The sequence below is a fragment of the Achromobacter sp. SX5 genome (assembly GCF_056711425.1).
Genome location: NZ_CM160041.1, coordinates 2,389,180 through 2,409,322, shown reverse-complemented (window position 1 = coordinate 2,409,322; position 20,143 = coordinate 2,389,180). Strand labels below are relative to the sequence as shown.

The window sequence follows — 20,143 nt, the reverse complement described above, 5'->3', positions numbered from 1 at the left end:
CATACTTCGCGGGCAAGAATTCGTCCTTGGCATAAATCAAAACCAATGGAACTTCGTCAACTCGAGGCCTTCGCGGCCGTGATGTCCACGGGCAGCGTCACCGCTGCCGGACGGCTGCTGGGACGCTCGCAGCCCGCGATCAGCCGGCTGCTGCAGGAACTGGAGGCCGAGATCGGCTATGCCCTGTTCGCGCGCAGCGGCCCGCGGGTCACGCCGACCGAACAGGGCTTTCTGCTGTACGAAGACGTGGAACGCGCGCTGGCCAGCCTGCAGCAGATCCGCGGCCGCGCCGAAGAGATCGCCCGCGGCGAGGCCCAGCCGCTGCTGATGGCGGCCACCTCGGCGCTGGCGGCCGGGCTGGTGCCCGACGCGCTCAAACGCATCGAGTCCCGGCTCGGCGCGGCCCGCGTGCAGTTGCGCAGCGCCTCGCCGGAACAGGTGGTGCATGCGGTGCTGTCGGGCTCGGCGCAACTGGGCGCGACCAGCCTGCCGCTGGAGCATCGCGGCCTGACGGTGCACTGGATCGGGCAGGCGCCCTGTGTGGCCGCGCTGCCGGAAAACGATCCGGCGGCGCAGCAGGCGGTGGTGCCGGTGTCGGCGCTGGCCGGCCGGCGCCTGATCACGATGGCCAATCCGTTCCGGCTGCGCCGGCGGCTCGACGCCGCGCTGGCCCCCGGCGGCCGCATGCCCGCCACGCTGGAAACCAATTCGTCCGTCAACGCCCTGGCCGTCGTGCGCGCCGGCCTGGGCGTGTCGGTGCTGGAACCGATCACCGCCTACGGCATGCCGATGGAAGGCGTGGCGATCCGTCCCATCGACCTGGACATCCCATTTTTCTTCGGGGTCATCACCCCGCAGTCGCAAACGCCGACGCCGGCCTGCCAGGCCATGGCCGATGCGCTGGCCGACGCCGCGGCGGCCCTGCTGCCCGGCTTCGTGCTGCACGACGCCAGCGCCCATGCGGCGCTGCTGCAGTCGATCTACGGCGACGACGCCCCACTTACGGAATCCCCTGCATCATGAATCTGCCCATAGCCACTCCGCCGCAAGGCCTGGCCGCGCTGGAAGCGCGCCTGCGCCAGGACCTTGCCTGGCTGGAACTTCCCGCCAAGAACTGGGTGACGCCCCGCCATGTCGACGGCAAGCCCGTGCTGGACGTGGCCATCGTCGGCGGCGGCATGGCCGGCCTGGCGGCGGCGGCGTCGCTCACGCACCTGGGCATCAACGCGCCCATCTTCGACCAGGCGCCCGCCGGCTTCGAAGGCCCCTGGGCCACCACGGCGCGCATGGAGACGCTGCGCTCGCCCAAGCAGCTGACCGGCCCCGCGCTGGGCCTGCCGGCGCTGACGTTCCGCGCCTGGTTCGAATCCCAGTTCGGGTCCGAGGCCTGGGAGGCGCTGGACAAGATTCCGCGCCTGCAATGGATGGACTACCTGCGCTGGTATCGCCGCGTGCTGGACCTGGATGTGCGGAACGAACACCGCATCTGCGCCGTGCTGCCGCGCGCCGACCGGCTGGTGCAGCTGGAAATCGAGTCGCCCGCCGGCCGCAGCACGGTGCTGGCGCGCCGCGTGGTGCTGGCGACCGGGCGCGACGGCCTGGGCGGCGCCTATGTGCCCGACTTCGCCAGGAAACTGCCGCGCAATCGCTGGGCGCACTCCTCCGACGTCATGGACTACGCCACGCTCGCCGGCAAGCGCGTGGGCGTGGTCGGCGCGGGCGCGTCCGCCATGGACAGCGCGGCCACCGCGCTGGAGGCGGGCGCGGCCAGCGTGGACCTGCTGATCCGCCGCCAGGACATCCCCCGCATCAACAAGGGCAAGGGCGCCGGCAATCCCGGCCTGACCCACGGCCACCTGACGCTGCCCGACGAATGGAAGTGGAAGATCCGCCACTACATCAACGCCGCCCAGGTCCCGCCGCCGCGCGGCAGCACGCTGCGCGTATCGCGCCACCCCAACGCGCGCTTCAACCTGGGCGCGGGCGTGCAGGACCTGGCCATGGTGGACGACGAAATCCGCGTCACCACTCCCAAGGGCGTGTTCGCGCTGGACTTCCTGATCTTCTCCACGGGATTCCGCATCGACTGGACCGCGCGCCCCGAGTTCGCCGCGCTGGCGCCGCACGTGCGCGCCTGGGGCGACCGCTACGTGCCGCCGGCCGGCCAGGAAGACCAGGAGCTGCATGACTCGCCCGACCTGGGCGCGGTCTTCGAACTGCAGGAGAAAACCCCGGGCGCCTGTCCCGGCCTGGACCGGGTGCACTGCTTCTCGTATCCGGCGGCGCTGACCCAGGGCACGATCTCGGGCGACATCCCCGCCATCAGCGAGGGCGCCAAGCGCCTCGCCCAGGGCATCGCGGGCCTGTTCTACCGCGAGGACGTGGCCACGCACTACGCCAATATGGAAGCGTTCTCCGAACCGGAAGTGTTCGGCGATGAATGGGTGCCCGCGCCGGCGCCCGCCCCCATCGCGCAATCGGAGACCGCGCAATGACGGGCTGGTTGCTGCGCCGCGTGGCGCAAGCCGCGGTGGTCGTCTTCCTGATGACGCTGATCGTGTTCGTGGGCCTGCATGCCATCGGCAACCCGGTGGACATTCTGATCGGCCAGGACGTGGACCAGGTCGACCGCGCCCGCATCATCGCCGAGCTGGGCCTGGACAAGCCGCTGTGGGAACAGTACCTGGCGTTCATCAACGGCGCCCTGCACGGCAATCTGGGCAACAGCTTCGTCTACAACATCCCGGCCGTGGAGCTGGTGATCCAGCGCCTGCCCGCCACCTTCGAGCTGGCCATCGCCGCCATGCTGCTGGCGGTGGTCGTGGGCCTGCCGCTGGGCCTGCTGGCCGGGCTGTATCCGGAAAGCCGCTACTCCAAGCTGATCATGGCGGGCAGCATCGTCGGCTTCTCGCTGCCCACCTTCTGGATCGCGCTGATGCTGATCATGACGTTCAGCGTGTCGCTGGGCTGGCTGCCGGCCAGCGGCCGCGGCGAGACGGTGGAGTTCCTGGGCCTGCAATGGTCGTGGCTGACGGCCGACGGCTGGCGCCACCTGATCCTGCCGGCCTTCAACCTGTCGCTGTTCAAGATCTCGCTGGTGATCCGCCTGACCCGCGCCGGCGTGCGCGACGTGCTGCCGCAGGACTTCGTGAAATTCGCGCGCGCCAAGGGCCTGTCGCCGCTGCGCGTGGTGGGCGTGCACGTGCTGCGCAACACCATGATCCCGCTGGTGACGGTGCTGGGCCTGGAACTCGGCTCGACCATCGCGTTCGCCGTGGTCACCGAGAGCATCTTCGCCTGGCCCGGCGCCGGCAAGCTGATCCTGGACAGCCTGAACGCGCTGGACCGCCCCGTGATCGTGGCCTACCTGATCGTGGTGGTGTTCCTGTTCGTCACGCTGAACCTGATCGTCGACATTCTGTACAAAGTGCTGGACCCGCGGGTGCGGCTGGAGGCTGCCGCATGAGCGTTGTATCCACACAAACGCCGGCGCCCGCCCTGCGCCGCGAATCTCCCTGGCGCCGCAACCTGGCCGAGTTCATGTCGTCCAGGACCGCGGTGCTGGGCCTGGCGGTGTCGCTGCTGCTGATCCTGGCCGCCGCGCTGGCGCCCTGGATCGCGCCGCAGAACCCTTACGACCTGCTGCAGATCGACGTGCTGGACGCGCGCCTGCCGCCAGGCACCATGAACGGGCTGGAGACCTTCCACTACTGGCTGGGCACCGACGGCCAGGGCCGCGACCTGCTGTCGGGGATTCTGTACGGCCTGCGCATCAGCCTGATGGTGGGCGTGGGCTCGGCCCTGATCGCCGGCGTGGTCGGCACGCTGCTGGGCCTGCTGGCCGCCTACGCGGGCGGCAAGGTCGACGCGCTCATCATGCGCCTGGTGGACCTGATCCTGTCCTTCCCGTCCATCCTGGTCGCCATGATGATCCTGGCCTACCTGGGCAAGGGCGTGGGCAACGTGGTGCTGACGCTGGTGATCCTGGAATGGGCCTACTACGCCCGCACCGCGCGCGGCCAGGCCCTGGTGGAGCGCCGCCGCGAATACGTGGAAGCCGCCCGCTGCCTGGACATCCCCAACTGGCGGATCATGCTCAAGCACATCCTGCCCAACTGCCTGCCGCCGCTGATCGTCATCGGCACGCTGCAGATCGCGCGCGCCATCACGCTGGAAGCCACGCTCAGCTTCCTGGGCCTGGGCGTGCCCGTGACCGAACCGTCGCTGGGGCTGCTGATCTCCAACGGCTTCCAGACCATGCTGTCCGGCGAATACTGGATCAGCTTCTATCCCGGCATCGCGCTGCTGATCACCATCGTGGCCATCAACCTGGTGGGCGACCGCCTGCGCGACGTGCTGAACCCGAGGAACCACAAATGACCGCCGCCAGCATGATTTCCGGCGCGCCGGCCACGCTGGAGGTGCGCGACCTGCGCACCCACTTTTTCACCCGCGCCGGCGTGCTGCCGGCCGTGGACGGCGTTTCCTTCACCCTGGAACGCGGCAAGATCCTGGGCCTGGTCGGCGAATCCGGCTCGGGCAAGTCGGTCACGGGCTTTTCCATCATGGGCCTGGTGGACGCGCCGGGCCGCGTCGTCGGCGGCGAAGTGCTGTTCCAGGGCCGCGACCTGACCCGGCTGGCGCCGCGCGAACTGCGCAAGCTGCAAGGCAACCGCATCGCCATGATCTTCCAGGACCCGATGATGACGCTGAACCCCGTGCTGCGGGTCGACGCGCAGATGATCGAGACCGTGCGCGCGCACAACAAAATGAGCGTGGCCCAGGCCCGCGAGCTGTCGCGCGACACCCTGGGCATGATGGGCATCCCCAGCCCCGAAGAGCGGCTGCTGGCCTATCCGCACCAGCTCTCCGGCGGCATGCGCCAGCGCGTGGCCATCGCCATCGCCATGCTGCACCGTCCGGACCTGATCATCGCCGACGAGCCCACCACGGCGCTGGACGTCACCATCCAGGCGCAGATCCTGTCGGAAGTGCAGAAGCTCGCGCAGCAGCACGGCACCAGCCTGATCTGGATCACCCACGACCTGTCGGTGGTGGCCGGACTGGCCGACGAAGTGGCCGTCATGTATGCGGGCCGCATCGTCGAACACGGCACGGTCGACGACGTGCTGGACCGTCCGCAGCATCCCTACACCGTGGGCCTGATCGACAGCCTGCCCAGCAACAACCGGCGCGGCCAGCGGCTGCGCCAGATTCCCGGCATGACCCCCAACCTGCTCAACCTACCCGCCGGCTGTGCCTTCGCGGCGCGCTGCCCGCGCGCCAGCGCCGCCTGCGGCCAGCAGCCCGGCATCGCCGAGGCCCTGCCCGGCCACCGCGTGCGCTGCTTCCATCCCACCCTGCAATCCAGCGAGGCGATGGCATGACGGCGTCCGCCCCCACCCCGCTGATCGACCTGAGCCGGGTCAGCAAGCGCTTCGGCGAACGCGCCGTCGGCCCGGCCGGCCGCGCCCTGCAGCGCCTGGGCCTGTCCAAGCCGCCCGCCGTCACCCGCGCCGTCGACAACGTGGACCTCATCGTCAATCCCGGCGAAGTGGTCGGCCTGGTCGGCGAGTCCGGCTGCGGCAAGTCCACGCTGGGCCGCATCGCGGCCGGCCTGCTCACGCCCTCCGGCGGCGAGATCCGCATCAACGGCGTGCGCCCCGCGGACATGAACGCCGCCCAGGCCCATGCCGCGCGCCTGCGGGTGCAGATGATCTTCCAGGACCCCTACGCCAGCCTCAACCCGCGCCTGCGCGTCGACGAGATCGTGGGCGAGGCGGCGCGCATCCACGGCCTGGTCGGCAACGGCGACTTTGACGACTACGTCAGCGCCCAGCTGGAACGCGCCGGCCTGGACCCGGCGCTGCGCCACCGCTACCCGCACCAGTTCAGCGGCGGCCAGCGCCAGCGCATCGGCATCGCCCGCGCACTGGCCGTGCAGCCTTCCATGCTGGTGTGCGACGAGGCCGTGGCCGCGCTGGACGTGTCCATCCAGGCGCAGATCCTGAACCTGTTCATGGACCTGCGCGAAGACCTGGGATTGACCTATCTGTTCATCAGCCACGACCTGGGCGTGGTCGAGCACCTGTCCGACCGCGTCGTCATCATGTACCTGGGCCGCGTGGTGGAGACGGCCACCGTGGAAGAAGTCTTCCGCCGTCCCAACCACCCGTACACGCAGGCCCTGCTGGCCGAAATCCCCAGCCTGAAATCGCGCCGCAAGACCTTTACCGCGATCAAGGGCGAAATCCCCAGCCCGCTGAACCCGCCCGGCGGCTGCCATTTCCATCCGCGCTGTCCGCAAGCGATGCCGCGCTGCAAGACCGAGGTTCCCACGCTCAAGGGTATCGCCATCAACCACCTGAGCGCCTGCCACCTGAACGACATGGCTTGAACACGCCTTCAACAAGGACTCCGAACATGAAACGCCTGATTCTCACCACGCTCGCCGCCGCCGTCCTCGGCGCCTCGGCCGCCGCCGTCGCCGACGACCTGTCCATCGGCTTCGCCGACCCGCTGTCCTCGCTGGACCCGCAGCTGAACAACCACGCCGGCGACCGCTCGGTGGCGCTGCACTTCTGGGATCTGCTGATCGAGAACAAGGAGAACAAGCTGCAGCCCGGCCTGGCCGTGAGCTGGAAGCCGCTGGACGACAAGACCTGGGAATTCAAGCTGCGCGAAGGCGTCAAGTGGCAGGACGGCACGCCCTTCACCGCCGACGACCTGATCTACTCCTACACCCGCGCGCGCGCCGTGCCGGGCAGCGTGGCCACCTACGCAGGCTACCTGCGCACCATCGACTCGATGAGCGCCAAGGACCCGCTGACCCTCATCGTCAAGACCAAGGCGCCCAATCCCGACCTGCCGCTGAACCTGGCCTCGGTGCACGTGGTCAGCAAGCACGTGGGCGAGAAGTCCACCACCGAGGACTACAACTCGGGCAAGGCCATGATCGGCACCGGCCCCTACAAGTTCGTGTCCTACACCCCCGGCGACCGCGTCATCATGGAACGCAACGACGCCTACTGGGGCGGCAAGCAGATCTGGGACAAGGTCAACTACCGCTACATCAACAATGCCGCCGCCCGCACCGCGGCGCTGCTGGCCGGCGACGTGGACGTGATCGACAAGGTCTCGGTGTCCGACCTGGCCAAGCTGCAGAAGGCCTCGAACGTCTCGGTCTATCCGTACGACGGCCTGCGCGTCATGCTGCTGCAGCCCAGCTTCAACCCCGCGCCCAACGCCTACATCACCGACAACAACGGCAAGCCGCTGGACAAGAATCCGCTCCTGGACGTGCGCGTGCGCCAGGCGCTGAACCTGGCCATCAACCGCAAGGCCATCGCCGACCGCATCCTGCAGGGCGCGGCCACCGAGGCCAACCAGTGGATGCCCAAGGGCACCTTCGGCTACAACCCCGACGTCAAGAACATCCCCAACGACGCCGCCCAGGCCAAGAAGCTGCTGGCCGAGGCCGGCTACCCCGACGGCTTCAAGCTGACCATGCACGTGCCCAACGACCGCTACCCGCAAGGCCCGGAAACGGCCCAGGCCGTGGCGCAGTTCTGGACCCGCATCGGCGTCAAGACCCAGGTGGAAGTGGTGCCGTGGGCCGTGTACTCGGGCCGCGCCAACAAGAACGAATTCGCGGTCAGCATGCTGGCCTGGGGCAACGGCACCGGCGAAGGCAGCTACGCGCTGGTCAACGTCCTGGCCACCGCCGACCCCAAGAAGGGCCTGGGCGCCTCCAACTGGGGCCGCTACAGCAACCCCAAGGTCGACGCCGCCCTGGAGCAGTCCACCTCGGAATTCGACGTGGCCAAGCGCGAAGCCATCCTGCGCGACTCGGTCAAGATCGTGTCCGATGACGTCGGCGTGATTCCGCTCTTCCACTACAAGAACATCTGGGCCGCCAAGAAAGGCCTGAAGGTCACCCCCATGACCAGCGACCGCACGGCCGCCATGATGGTGACCAAGGACGCGGGCAAGTAAGCCATGGCGCTCACCCTTTCCGTCACCCCCGCGGACGCCCTGATCGACGTGCCGCGCTGCATCCGGGTCGAGCAGGCCCGGCCCGGCCAGACCGTGGAAATCACGGCCCTGACCCGCCGCAACGGCGTGCTGTGGCAAAGCCGCGCGGCCTTCGTGGCCGACGCCGACGGCGTCGTCGACCTCTCGCGCCAGGCGCCCGCTTCCGGCGACTACGCCGGCACGGCCCCCATGGGCCTGATCTGGTCGCAATCGCCCGTGGATTCGCCCAGCCGCGAGCAATTCAACCACCCGGTGACCGAGGCCCTGGTCACCGACGTGGTGGCCCGCGCCGACGGCGCCCAGGCCCAGGCCAGCTTCACCCAGCGCCTGGCCGCCGAAGGCGTCACCCGCCACGAAGTGCGCGAGGAAGGCCTGGTCGGCACGCTATACCTGCCGCCCGGCTGCGCGCCCGGCACGCATCCCGCCGTCATGATCCTGAACGGCTCGGGCGGCGGCATCAACGAACCGCGCGCCGCGCTCTACGCCTCGCGCGGCTACGCCGCCTTCGCGCTGGCCTACTTCAAGGCGCCGGGGCTGTCCGACTACATCTCCAACACGCCGCTGGAATACTTCCAGACCGGGCTGCGCTGGCTGCGCAAGAAGGTGCAGCCCAAGCACGACTTCGTCGCCCTCAGCGGCCAGTCGCGCGGCGGCGAACTGGTGCTGCTGCTGGGCGCCACCTTCCCCGAGGAAGTCTCGGCCGTGGTCGGCTACGTGCCGGGCGCCGTGGTCCACAGCGGCCAGAACGCCTGCGACCCCAAGATCGGCCGCGAAGGCCCCACCTGGCTGCTGGGCGGCAAGCCCGTGCCGCACGTCTGGGAAAACAACCGCACCGCCACCTGGGCCCCGTTCGACGAAGGCCCCGCGCCGCACCGCCACGAGAAGGCCATCCTCACCGCGCTGCAGGACCCCGACGCCGTGGCCCGCGCCCGCATCAAGGTCGAGAACATCCAGGGCCCGGTCATCCTCTTGTCCGGCACCGACGACGGCTCCTGGCCGTCCAGCCTGTACTCGAAGATGGTGCGCGACAAACTGGCCGAAGTGAAGCACCCCTACCCGGTCCAGTGGCTGGACTACGAGAACGGCGGGCACTCCATCCTGTTCCCGTACGTGCCCACCACCCAGCACGTCTACGCCCATCCCGTGTCCGGCAAGATCAGCACCAGCGGCGGCACCCCCAGGGATAACGCCCGCGCCGACCAGGAATCGTGGGAAGGCGTGCTCAAGTTCCTCGACGCCGCCGTGCGCGCGCGCGCCGCCTGACAGAATCAAGGAGATCCGCATGGCTGAACCCATTACCTACAACGTCGCCGCCGACCTCGTCGACCGCCTAGTCGCGCTGGCGCCCGACAGCAAGACCTACGCCGCGCGCCACCAGCGCGAGAAAGTCGCCGCCGCCACCCAGGGCAGCTACGACGCCCTGTTCGACCCCGCGCTGCCCGGCCTGTCGCTGGCCGAGCGCCTGCTGGTCGCGCTGTACGCCAGCCGCATCACCCCGTCGCCGCTGCTGGCCGCCCACTACCGCAAGCGCCTGGCCGAGACCGACGCCGCGCCCGCCGACATCGCCGTCGCCGAGTCCGGCAAGCCTGCCGAGGCATCCAGCCCGCGCCTGGCCGCCATCCTCGAATACACGCGCAAGCTGATCGAAAAGCCCGTCGAAGGCGACGAGGCCGCGCTCAAGACCCTGCCGGCCGCCGGCGTGTCCACGCCCGCCGTCGTCACCCTGTCGCAGCTCATCGCCTTCCTGTCCTACCAGGTCCGCCTGGTCGCCGGCCTGCAAGCCATGCAAGCCCTGGAAAGCCAGCCCGGCCGCGCCGCCGGCACGCCGCCCGCGCCCTTCCCGCCCAACACCGCGGCCACCGCGCCCGGCGCCGTCATCAAGAACCACGGCTTCACCAACGAAAGCCTGGAATGGAAGGCCTGGCTGGACGTCGTCAACGTGAAAACCGCCACGCCCGAGCAGATCGCCGTCCTGGAAGAAAGCCACCCCAAGGCCAAGGTCTCCGACTACTACCTGTTCCTGGTCCACCAGCCCGAGATCCTGCGCCAGCGCTCCACCGCGTTCAACGCCATCATGTACGCCCCCGGCGGCCTGTCGCGCGCCGAACGCGAACTGGGCGCCACCGTCGTGTCGCGGGTCAACGGCTGCGTCTACTGCGCCTCGGTCCACGCCCAGCGCTTCGAGCAACTGGCCAAACGCAACGACGTGATCGCCCAGGTCTTCGAAGACCCCGCGACCGCCGGCACCACCGCGCGCGAACTGGCCATCGGCAAGTTCTCCATCCAGATCACCGACGCGCCCGCCACGGTGAACGCCGACAGCATCCAGGCCCTGAAGGACGTGGGCCTGAACGAAGGCGAGGTCCTGGACCTGCTGCATTCGGATGCGATCTTCGCCTGGGCGAACCGCCTGATGCTCAACCTGGGCGAGCCGGTTTTCCCTAAGGCTTGACCCTGTGGCGTCCGGCCGCCCCCGTGCCGGACGCCTGGCCGCTTGTCATCGCCGGCACCGGCCGGCGCTGACGAGCCGCTCTTTCAACGTTGCCAGGTCAGCAGCTTGACGCCCGCAACGCCAAACACCACGGCCACCGTCCCTTCGATCCAGCGCCGCAGCCTGGCGTACAGCGCAATCATCGGCGCGGTCGAAAAAGCGATGGCGTAGCCGCCGAACACCATCACGCCAAGCGACGCGCAACCGCCGATGATCGCCGGCAAGGTGCCGTCCGACGCGCTCTCTCCCAGCCCCAGCGACATGATCGCCATCCAGGCCAGCACCGCCTTGGGGTTGCCGATATGCATGAGCACGCCCTGGCGGTAGAGCGCCCGGTAGCGCGGGGTCACACGGCCCGTTTTCACATTCGCAAAGGCCGCGCCCGGCCTCAGCGCCGACCTGCCGGCGCGCAACGCCAGATAGAGCAGATAGACGCCTCCCACCATCTTCATGATGTAAAGCGCCTGCGCGGATGCCGCCAGCACGGCGGAAATGCCGGTCGCCGCCAGCGTCGCCCAGAATAGCGAGCCCGTGATGACGCCCGCCGCCAGCGCAAGCGCCGGCACACGGCCGTCACGCATCGCCGTTGCCATGATCGCCATATTGCTGGGCCCGGGACTGGCGGTGGCAATCAGATAAGTGCCATACACGAGGGCAAGCTGACTCACGAGCATTTGCGTTTCTCCAGGGATGCCAGGACATATCCCCGGCGCGACCACGCGGCGCTTCAGCCCGAGCGCAAGCAGCACCGCATCGCGCATGTTACTCGTATGCCAGATAACCTGGATCGCCGGATACCGCACAGTCCGCGGCCGGTTTTCCCGGTTCGCGGCGGCGGCGTTTTCGTTAAACTGACGCTTTCCGCCTACTCGTGCGCCCCGCCCATCGCGGGGCGCATTGCCTTACCCCATGTCCGACAAAACCCACGACATCCGCCCCGGCCAGTCGATCGAACTGCTCAAGGCCCTGCACATCCTGACCCGCGACGGCAAGATGAACCAGGACAGCCGCCGCAAGCTCAAACAGGTCTACCACCTGTTCCAGTTCATCGAACCGCTGCTCAAGGACGTCCAGCAGCAACGCGGCGCGGTCACCCTGGCCGACCACGGCGCGGGCAAGTCGTACCTGGGCTTCATCCTGTACGACCTGTTCTTCAAGGAACAACCCGAGGCCGTCAGGCAAGGCTCGCACATCTACGGCATCGAAACCCGCGAAGAGCTGGTCAAGTCATCCGAGGAACTGGCGCGCCGCCTGGGCTTCGGCGGGATGTCCTTCCTCAACCTGTCGGTGGCCGAATCGATCACCTCGGACAAGCTGCCCGCCGCCATCGACGTGGTGACCGCGCTGCACGCCTGCAATACGGCGACCGACGACGCGATCCATTTCGCGCTGGAAAAGAAAGCCAGGTACATCGTCATCGTCCCCTGCTGCCAGGCCGAAGTCGCCGCCGTGCTGCGCAAGAACAAGGCAAAGGCGCTGGCCGATCCGCTGGCCGAAATCTGGCGGCACCCGCTGCATACGCGCGAATTCGGCAGCCAGATCACCAACGTGCTGCGCTGCCTGCAGCTGGAAGCGCACGGGTATCAGGTCAGCGTGACCGAGCTGGTCGGGTGGGAACACTCGATGAAGAACGAGCTGATCATTGCGCAGTACAAAAACCTGCCGCGGCGCAAACCTGCCGAACGGCTGACGGAGATGCTGGAGCGCATCGGGCTGCAGGAGTTGAAGGACCGGTTTTTCCTGCCGGAGCCGACGACGGGGGCCTGAAAATCGGCCACCATGTCCTGCTAGCGGGAAGAGCTCGATCTACGGATCAATCGCCAGAGCTACGGCGCAAGCGATCGGTTGAATTCTTGTTCAGGCGCTGCGCTTCGGATTCCGCGTAGTCTTCCTCGCCCTGTTCGTACTGCCCTTCATACATACAACTGCTGCGGTACCACGCGCACTCGTTGCCTATTGAACAACCCGAAGTCAGCGCGGTGAGGATCAGGATGATGCTGCAACGGCCTACGGTTTGAATCGACATATCTCTCCCTGGTAATTGATGGACAGTGTAGGAGATGGAGATGGCGAATTCGGGTGGAGTCGGAAATCGATACCTTTGATCACGAATGAATTGATCATTGGGCAGGACAAGGATTTGCCGAGGAAAGACCCTCCGAACAGATGACCGAGATGCTGGAGCGCGTTGGGATTGAAAGCATTGAAGGATCGATTTTTCTCGCCACAGAGTGATTGAAAATTGACAAAGGACCGCATGCGGTCCTTCTGCTTTTTGAGCGCTCATCTCGGAGAGGGACGAAAACTTGCTGACGTGCCCCCGGAATATCCGTACAGATCAAAACTAGAGGTAAGGTTGCTTCTCAGCGCCCCGAGCGGGGCGAGGAGAAGCCATGAAACGGTCGAGATTTACCGAAGAGCAGATCGCCTACGCGCTGCGACTGGCCGATAGCGGCACACCGGTGGTCGATGTATGTCGACAACTTGGTGTGTCCGAGGCGACTAGCAGGGGGGGCGAGGACCGCGCAATAGTTCTATGGTCACGGCCGCCGAAGACGTGGGATGCTTACGACAGGCAGTTGCATAGGTACGCATTCCAAATCGAGTGTTCTGAGGAGGAGACAGCACGGGCGCGACCATCTGCCCAACCTCTATGGCGGTCGATTCGCATATTTGCGACCGCTGCCAAGTATCTCCTGTGGACGTCGAGCTTTCGCGGAAGGTTATGAGTTCACGCGAAATCCGTAGTGTCGCGTGAACACTGCTACCTATTGCGTTCGAACGGTGCTGAATGATCGGCACATTTCTGTATGCCTGTCAGAACGGAAGTTAGGACATGTTCGGCCGTGCAGAATGTCTGACTTCTTGGCTAGCAACTTGATTTTATGTTGCCATATGTATTATTTGGTGCTAAACATATCTAATATGCCGGAGGCGGTGATATGAAAGACTGAATAAAAGCCAGAGGGAGTTCGGTTTCTGTGTGGCGTGGCATTGCGTCAGCCCGATGTAATCTGACTTTCTGGGGATATAGCTCAAATGGCAAGGTGTTTGCGCATGAAGTACCCGATACAGTGTCAATGCGCAATTGGCTGAAATTTCCCGAGTTTTGTTGCCACAGCATGAGTTGTCAGAAATCAATAAATGCGCGGATGCTCGATACTCTGATTTTTGAAATGTAAAGTTGGCTAATAGTGGAATGCAACTAAAAAATAGGGTTTGAAAATGGATTGGAAACGGCTGTTATCAACTAAGCGTCTCGGACGTCCTGTCAATGGTGACAATCCATTAAGAACGGAGTTCACTCGTGACTACGATAGAATTATCTTTAGCTCTGCTTTTCGTCGATTGCAAGACAAGACCCAAGTATTTCCACTTGCAAAGAGCGACTATGTTCGGACACGACTCACTCATAGCCTGGAGGTTGCCAGTGTAGGGCGGTCACTTGGCATGCTTGCCGCTGACGCGATCGTACAGAAAGAGCCCGCTTTGAAAGATATAGTTAGTCCTTACGATCTTGGTACGGTCGTGGCAACCGCGTGTCTTGCTCACGACATTGGCAATCCCCCTTTCGGTCACGCCGGTGAGTCAGCAATACAGGAGTGGTTCGAAACCAGCGCTATTGTCAACGAGCTGAGCGACTCGGAGCGTTATGACCTACTGAAGTTTGAGGGTAATGCTCAAGGTTTTCGAACACTGTGCAAACAGCAGCATGCACCTCAAAGGGTTGGTTTGGAGCTGACTTGCGCAACACTTGGTGCTTTCGTCAAGTACCCGCGAGAGTCCGCGGTGGATGATGCTCAGAAGTACGGTATTAGCGGGAAGAAGTTTGGTTTCATGCAGAGTGAATCAGAACTTTTCCGAGAATTGGCCGATGAACTCGGTTTGGTGCGCAAGCCTGGTGCTACCGATGCTTGGTATCGTCACCCCTTAGCGTTTCTAGTGGAAGCGGCTGACGACATTTGCTATCACGTTATGGACGTTGAAGATGGCTACAAGGCGGGATGCCTATCGTTCGATGAGATCTCCGAGTTATACCGTCCTTGGCTCACTCCAATGCGTTGGGAATATGGCCTGCAGATTGAAGATCTTGGTCGACGCGTTGAATATTTTCGTGCTCTGACGGTGAATTCAATGGTCCAGGCCACAGTACAAGCCTTTAAGGAGAACTACAACGGCCTGCTGGATGGAACCTTCGACAAGGAGCTCACCGCATGCATCTCATTGAGCAGGGAGTTCACAGCATTCAAAGAGCTTGCGAAATGCAAGGTGTATATTGCGAGGCCTGTTATTGAGGTTGAGGCTTGCGGCTTTGAGGTTATCGCAGGGCTGCTGGAATCATTTTTCGGTGCGATAGATATCAAGGCGAATAACCTTGGAAAAGGAAAAGCGAAGGCCAGAACGCTCCTCGGTTTGATGCCAGGAGTTGCTCGTAACCTTACAGAGCTCTCTGCTTACGAGCGAACTCTTCTCGCCACGGATTTTGTTTCAGGCATGACCGATTCGTTTGCAGTCGAATTGTACCAACGCGTTCGGGGAATTTCGCTTCCTTGATCTAAAGAAAAGTTCGATGGTTTACGATTTTATCAATGTGACGAGCATCGAGCGTCCACTGCGGAGCGTGTGGAGCCCTTCGTGCCTTCTGGACTGAATAATGTGGCGGCGGGCTGGCATTAAGATAATGTCAGTTCACCACAACACTTTGCGCTAAACCGGCTCTCGTTGAAGCTGTTCCCCACCTGCTGAAAGTTCGGCGCCGTGGAGGTCGACATTGGCACTCTCTGGACGGCATTAGATTAATGTAACATAATGGTTACAAAAGGAAGAAGGCATGCAGAACCGAACCTCGGGGCGCCTTTACGCCGCGACTGATCTAGTCAATTTCCTCGAGTGCGAGCACGTTACATCGCTCGATCTGCTGAATCTGCAGAGCCCGCTGCCGCGGGGAGAGGTGGACGAGTCGACCCAGCTCATCCAGCGGAAGGGTTATGAGCATGAAGATGCGTACGTCCAGCACCTACGTGACCAAGGTCTGACTGTGATCGACATCGCCGAGGGCAATGAAAGTCTTGAGGCGAAGGTGGCCGCCACACTCAAGGCTATGCACGTCGGCGTCGATGTTGTCTTTCAAGCCACGCTAATGCACGACAACCTGGCAGGCTTTGCGGACTTCCTCATCAAGGTCGACAGGCCTTCTTCCCTGGGCAGCTACAGCTACGAGGTTTCAGACACCAAACTTTCGCGTACGGCTAGGGCCAAATTCCTGATACAGCTGTCGTTTTATTCGAAGCTGCTAACCGTAGCGCAGGGCGTAGCACCGGTGTCGATGCACGTCATTCTTGGGGACCGGTCTCGCAAGACCTATCGGTGTGCCGACTATGCACACTACTTTGAAGCGTTACTGGAGCGATTCCTGGCTCGCATGGAAGAGGAAGGTAAGACCACCTATCCGGAGCCCTGTGGCTACTGCGATCTTTGCCATTGGAATCATCTATGTAAGCAGCGATGGTTAGATGACGATCACCTCAGCCAGGTCGCTAACATCACACGCGGCCAGACACTAAAGCTTAAAGACGCGGGCATAGACACCATGGCCAAGCTAGCCGCGCTGTCTCCGAAGGCCGCGGTGAGCAAAGTCCAAGCTGGCACGCTGACAAAGCTGCAGCGTCAGGCGTTTCTGCAGACCGAGGGCCGACGTACGGGCAAGCGCATTGTCGAATTGCTACCTCTAGAGCCGGGCCGAGGCCTTCTTCGAATGCCCGAACCGAATGCCGGGGACATGTTTTTCGACATGGAGGGCGATCCGCTCGAAGAAGGCGGACTGGAATATCTCTTTGGCCTGTACTTCTCCGAAGGTGGCCAATGGCGTTTCAAGGGCTTCTGGGCCCATAGCCGCCAGGAGGAATGCGTCGCCTTCGAAGCGTTTGTCGACTTCGTTGTGGCCCGCCTGAAGACCTATCCAGGCTCTCACGTCTACCACTACGCGAAGTACGAAGAGAGCGCCCTCAAGAAGCTGATGACAATGCACGCCACGCGCGAGGCTGAGGTCGACAACTGGCTGCGCCGCGGTGTGCTCGTCGACCTCTACCAGGTAGTGCGCGAAGGCATCATGGTGTCGGAGCCACGCTATTCGATCAAGAACATCGAACACTTCTATCTGGAGGCACGCGAGGGCGATGTCACCAATGCTGGCGCCAGCATCGTCTGGTACGAGAGGTGGAAGGAGACAGGGGAATCGTCGCTTCTGGACTCCATCGAAAAGTACAACGAAGACGATGTCCGCTCGACGCAGGAACTGCGAGACTGGCTGTTGACACTGCGCCCGCAGGAGATGCCATGGGCACAGCCGCGTGCGATGGCGAACGGAGCTAGCGCTGAAACGCCATCCAACCAATCTCTCACCCAAGCCGAGGCTCGCCTTGTGCCATACCGCAAAGCCTTAGTTGAGTCCTTGCCGGAGGACCGCCTAGCCTGGACCGCTGAAGAGGCCTTTAAAGAGTTGATCTACCAGCTCCTGGACTTTCACCGCCGCGCAGACAAGCCCGCCTACTGGGCAATGTTCCAGCGCATGGATATGACAGACGACGAGCTTTTGGAAGATCCGGAGTGCCTAGCAGGGCTGGAGTCGGATCCACAGGCGCCACCCACGGTGGTGAAAAGGTCTACGCTCTACACGTACACATACCCTGCTCAGGAGACCAAGCTGCGTAGCGGCAGCAACATCACGCGGGCTGACACTGGCGAATCCTTGGGCCAGCTGGACATGGACAGCGAGGCGCGCCTCATTCGCCTCAAGGTTGGCCCTTCGAAGGAAAAGCCGCCTGCGCGGCTCAGTTTGGGACCAGGTAGCCCAGTGCCGACCAAAGTCATCCAAGAAGCACTGTTCCGGTTCGCTGACACCGTGATCGAGGGCACCCGCATGTACCCGGCGCTTGAAAGCGTACTACGCCGGCAAGTTCCTTCCATTGCGGGCAAGGATCCTGAAGCGCCAATGATTGTTGGAAAGGCCACGGTCGAGGCCTGCACCGCTGTGGTGAAGGGCATGCAGAACACCTATCTGTTTGTCCAGGGTCCACCCGGTGCTGGGAAGACCTACACCGGTTCTCACGTCATCGTCGAACTGCTGGCCGCCGGCAAGCGGGTCGGTATCACGTCCAATTCCCACCGTCCCATTAATCATCTGCTGGAGAAGATTTTCGAGGTTGCGAAGAAGCGAGGCCTGGCCTTCAAGGGTGTCAAGAAGTCGAATAAAGGGGACGACACGGAGTACCCCGGGGATGGCATCGAAAACCTCTATGACAACGACGCGGTTTTCTCCTGCGGCGCACAACTGGTGGCAGGGACCGCATGGCTTTTTTCCAGGCCTGACGCTAACCAGTACCTCGACTATCTGTTCGTCGATGAAGCCGGTCAAGTCTCGCTGGCCAATTTAATCGCCGTCGGCACCAGCGCCCGCAACCTTGTCTTGTTGGGGGACCAGATGCAGCTCTCACAGCCCACTCAGGGCGTCCATCCGGGACGCTCGGGCGACTCATGTCTCGACTACCTCCTCGACGGCGCCGCCACGATTGCGCCGAATCGTGGCATCTTCCTAGAGACAACCTGGCGGATGCACCCTGACGTCTGCGCCTTCATCTCGGAGGCGGTCTACGACTCTCGGCTGGAACCTGAGTCCAAGAACAGAGATCGGATCCTCGTACTTCGGGACGACGCAGCACCGATTCTCACCCCCACCGGAATAGTCTTCGCCCCAGTGAGCCATGAAGGCTGCTCGCAGCAGAGCAATGAGGAGGCCGAGGTCATCAAACACCTATACGAAAATCTTCTGCGCCAGAGCTACAGTTCAGACGATGGCAGCACCCACCCAATGGCTTCGGAGAACATCCTCGTCGTGGCCCCCTACAACATGCAAGTCAACCTGCTACGAGACGTGCTTCCGGCCAATGCTCGGGTTGGGACTGTCGACAAATTCCAAGGGCAGGAAGCCGAAGTAGTTCTCATCTCGATGACGACCTCGAGCGAAGCCGAATTGCCGCGCTTCATGGAGTTCTTGTTCAGCAAGAATCGTCTGAACGTGGCGGTGTCTCGGGCAAAGTCCTTAGCGGTGCTCGTGGCCAATCCCGCCCTGATGACTATCAAGTGTTCTACGCCGGAACAGATGGGCCTTGTGAATACCCTCTGTTGGATCGCGTCGATTGGAGCGCGGTCTGGACGGCAGTACTCGGCGTGCAGCGCGGATTAAAAATAGGTGTCAGACTACAGTTTCGCCGGAGAAATTGTAGTCTGACACCCATTTTCACAGGGAAAATCTGCAGCACCATTGCCTGAGTGGACAGCATCCAGGCCCAGGCGCCAACGACGCGGTGTTCCGCCGAGGAAATTGCCCACGATCACAGAGACACCATAGAGCGCAAGCCCCTCTTCAGTGCCACCCTTGCTGGCGGCGGCGCAGGTAAGGCAGGATACTCAAGAGTCCCAGCACCGCTAGCCCCGCACCGATCCATAACGCGATCCGAAACTCATAGCCCGCGGAGATCGCCATGCCGGACAGAAACGTCCCGCCGCCCAGGCCAATATTGATCACGGACGTATGAACCGCGTTCACCAAGGGCCCCGGATGTGCCACGCTGACGATGCGCGCCATCATCGCCGGATTCATCGGCACGCCGGACAAGCCGATCAGGATGACGAAAGCCACTGCCAGCCAGGCATACTGCGCCAGCAGCGCCATGCCAATTAACGAAAAACTGAGCACCGTCAGGCCAGTCACCATGATCGTGAGGCTATGTCGATAGGCTAAACGCCCCGTGATCATATTCCCGGCAAGATTGGCCGCGCCGTAGAGCATCAAGATGATCGGCACGACCTGCATCGTCAGGCCGGTGACCGAGGTCAGAATCGGCACGAAATAGCTGAAGGCGGCAAAGCTTGCCCCCAAAATCAGGCAACTGGTCGCGCAGGCCTTCCAGTACGCCAGCTTCTTGAACGCCTGCAGCTCCTCGGCCATGTTCAGGCCGCCCTTGCCGCCGCCGACGTTGGGCAAGGTGCGAACGAGCACCGCCAGGCAAACGAGCACCAAGAGCGCCACCAGGCCGAAACTCACGCGCCAGCCCCAGTGCTGGTTGATGATGGTGGCTAGCGGCACGCCGAAGACGTTCGATACCATGAAGCCGCCAATCACCACGGCGGCCGCGCGCGGTCGGTTTTCAATGGGCACCAACGCCATGCTGGTGGCCAAGGACAAGCTCAGGCACCCCGCGCATAAGACGCCGATGATCAAGCGCACCGCGATCAGTATGGCGTGATCCGAGATGAAGGCGCTAAAACCCTGCACCAGCACGTACGCGGCAAGCAACGCCAGCAATGTCGGTCGGTAAGGGACTTTGAGCTTCAGAAATACATACGTAAGCACCGGTCCGCCCAGCATCACGCCAAATGCGAAATACGAGATCAAGTGCCCCACTTGCCCTATCGTGATGCCGAAGGCCTCAGATAAGGTTTCCATCATTCCTGCCACCATCAATTCCGAGGTGCCAATCGAGAAGACGGCCAGCCCCAGAATGTAGACCACCAACGGCATTTCCTACTTTCCTAATAGTTATTGAACAATCATTCCAA

The 20,143-nt window shown here is 63.5% G+C and carries 15 protein-coding genes and 1 pseudogene; 13 read left to right on the top strand and 3 right to left on the bottom strand.

The features are described from left to right. Window positions 1-45: 45 nt before the first annotated feature. Genes AC1M14_RS11415 through AC1M14_RS11375 form a run of 9 tightly spaced genes read left to right on the top strand, consistent with a single transcriptional unit; the run spans window position 46 to window position 10,486 of the window. Complete coding sequence (locus AC1M14_RS11415; RefSeq protein ID WP_479731605.1) at window positions 46-1,023, top strand: LysR family transcriptional regulator; 978 nt, start codon at window positions 46-48, stop codon at window positions 1,021-1,023. Continuing rightward, window positions 1,020-2,495 carry a SidA/IucD/PvdA family monooxygenase gene (locus tag AC1M14_RS11410; RefSeq protein ID WP_479731604.1) on the top strand — a complete coding sequence of 492 codons (1,476 nt, stop codon included), beginning with the start codon at window positions 1,020-1,022 and terminating at the stop codon, window positions 2,493-2,495. Before AC1M14_RS11415 ends, AC1M14_RS11410 begins: the two co-directional genes overlap by 4 nt. Beyond that, the gene (locus AC1M14_RS11405) at window positions 2,492-3,466 is read left to right on the top strand and encodes an ABC transporter permease (RefSeq protein WP_102771973.1); all 975 of its coding nucleotides are present in this window, start codon (window positions 2,492-2,494) and stop codon (window positions 3,464-3,466) included. Before AC1M14_RS11410 ends, AC1M14_RS11405 begins: the two co-directional genes overlap by 4 nt. After that, on the top strand, window positions 3,463-4,380 hold the full coding sequence (locus tag AC1M14_RS11400; RefSeq protein WP_102771974.1) for an ABC transporter permease: 918 nt from the start codon (window positions 3,463-3,465) through the stop codon (window positions 4,378-4,380). The genes AC1M14_RS11405 and AC1M14_RS11400 overlap by 4 nt, the downstream gene beginning before the upstream one ends. Next, window positions 4,377-5,387, top strand: a complete 1,011-nt coding sequence (locus tag AC1M14_RS11395; protein WP_102771975.1) for an ABC transporter ATP-binding protein — start codon at window positions 4,377-4,379, stop codon at window positions 5,385-5,387. Before AC1M14_RS11400 ends, AC1M14_RS11395 begins: the two co-directional genes overlap by 4 nt. Continuing rightward, window positions 5,384-6,397: an ABC transporter ATP-binding protein gene (locus tag AC1M14_RS11390; RefSeq protein ID WP_102771976.1), complete on the top strand. Its 1,014-nt coding sequence runs from the start codon at window positions 5,384-5,386 to the stop codon at window positions 6,395-6,397. Before AC1M14_RS11395 ends, AC1M14_RS11390 begins: the two co-directional genes overlap by 4 nt. A 26-nt stretch (window positions 6,398-6,423) precedes the next feature. Continuing rightward, window positions 6,424-7,995: an ABC transporter substrate-binding protein gene (locus tag AC1M14_RS11385; protein ID WP_479731603.1), complete on the top strand. Its 1,572-nt coding sequence runs from the start codon at window positions 6,424-6,426 to the stop codon at window positions 7,993-7,995. A gap of 3 nt (window positions 7,996-7,998) precedes the next feature. Beyond that, window positions 7,999-9,297 carry an acyl-CoA thioester hydrolase/BAAT C-terminal domain-containing protein gene (locus tag AC1M14_RS11380; RefSeq protein ID WP_479731602.1) on the top strand — a complete coding sequence of 433 codons (1,299 nt, stop codon included), beginning with the start codon at window positions 7,999-8,001 and terminating at the stop codon, window positions 9,295-9,297. Between the two features lie 19 nt (window positions 9,298-9,316). Next, window positions 9,317-10,486, top strand: a complete 1,170-nt coding sequence (locus AC1M14_RS11375; protein WP_479731601.1) for a CMD domain protein — start codon at window positions 9,317-9,319, stop codon at window positions 10,484-10,486. Between the two features lie 83 nt (window positions 10,487-10,569). Here AC1M14_RS11375 and AC1M14_RS11370 read toward each other — a convergent pair whose 3' ends face one another. Further along, window positions 10,570-11,286 (bottom strand): LysE family translocator, encoded by a 717-nt coding sequence (locus tag AC1M14_RS11370; protein ID WP_479731600.1) that lies wholly within the window; start codon window positions 11,284-11,286, stop codon window positions 10,570-10,572. Between the two features lie 148 nt (window positions 11,287-11,434). On the opposite strand from AC1M14_RS11370, the gene AC1M14_RS11365 reads away from it, so the two are divergent. Beyond that, window positions 11,435-12,292, top strand: a complete 858-nt coding sequence (locus tag AC1M14_RS11365; RefSeq protein ID WP_479731599.1) for a class I SAM-dependent methyltransferase — start codon at window positions 11,435-11,437, stop codon at window positions 12,290-12,292. Between the two features lie 46 nt (window positions 12,293-12,338). Here AC1M14_RS11365 and AC1M14_RS11360 read toward each other — a convergent pair whose 3' ends face one another. Next, window positions 12,339-12,551, bottom strand: a complete 213-nt coding sequence (locus AC1M14_RS11360) for a hypothetical protein (protein ID WP_479731598.1) — start codon at window positions 12,549-12,551, stop codon at window positions 12,339-12,341. A gap of 367 nt (window positions 12,552-12,918) precedes the next feature. On the opposite strand from AC1M14_RS11360, the pseudogene AC1M14_RS11355 reads away from it, so the two are divergent. From AC1M14_RS11355 to AC1M14_RS11345, 3 genes and pseudogenes are all read left to right on the top strand, one after another. Beyond that, window positions 12,919-13,029 (top strand): annotated as a pseudogene (locus AC1M14_RS11355) (transposase); the annotation flags it as partial. Between the two features lie 721 nt (window positions 13,030-13,750). After that, window positions 13,751-15,079 (top strand): deoxyguanosinetriphosphate triphosphohydrolase, encoded by a 1,329-nt coding sequence (locus AC1M14_RS11350; RefSeq protein ID WP_479731597.1) that lies wholly within the window; start codon window positions 13,751-13,753, stop codon window positions 15,077-15,079. Window positions 15,080-15,356: 277 nt separating this feature from the next. Then, window positions 15,357-18,767 carry a TM0106 family RecB-like putative nuclease gene (locus AC1M14_RS11345; protein ID WP_479731596.1) on the top strand — a complete coding sequence of 1,137 codons (3,411 nt, stop codon included), beginning with the start codon at window positions 15,357-15,359 and terminating at the stop codon, window positions 18,765-18,767. A 180-nt stretch (window positions 18,768-18,947) separates the two neighbouring features. Here AC1M14_RS11345 and AC1M14_RS11340 read toward each other — a convergent pair whose 3' ends face one another. After that, the gene (locus AC1M14_RS11340) at window positions 18,948-20,105 is read right to left on the bottom strand and encodes an MFS transporter (RefSeq protein WP_111824879.1); all 1,158 of its coding nucleotides are present in this window, start codon (window positions 20,103-20,105) and stop codon (window positions 18,948-18,950) included. Window positions 20,106-20,143 lie beyond the last annotated feature (38 nt).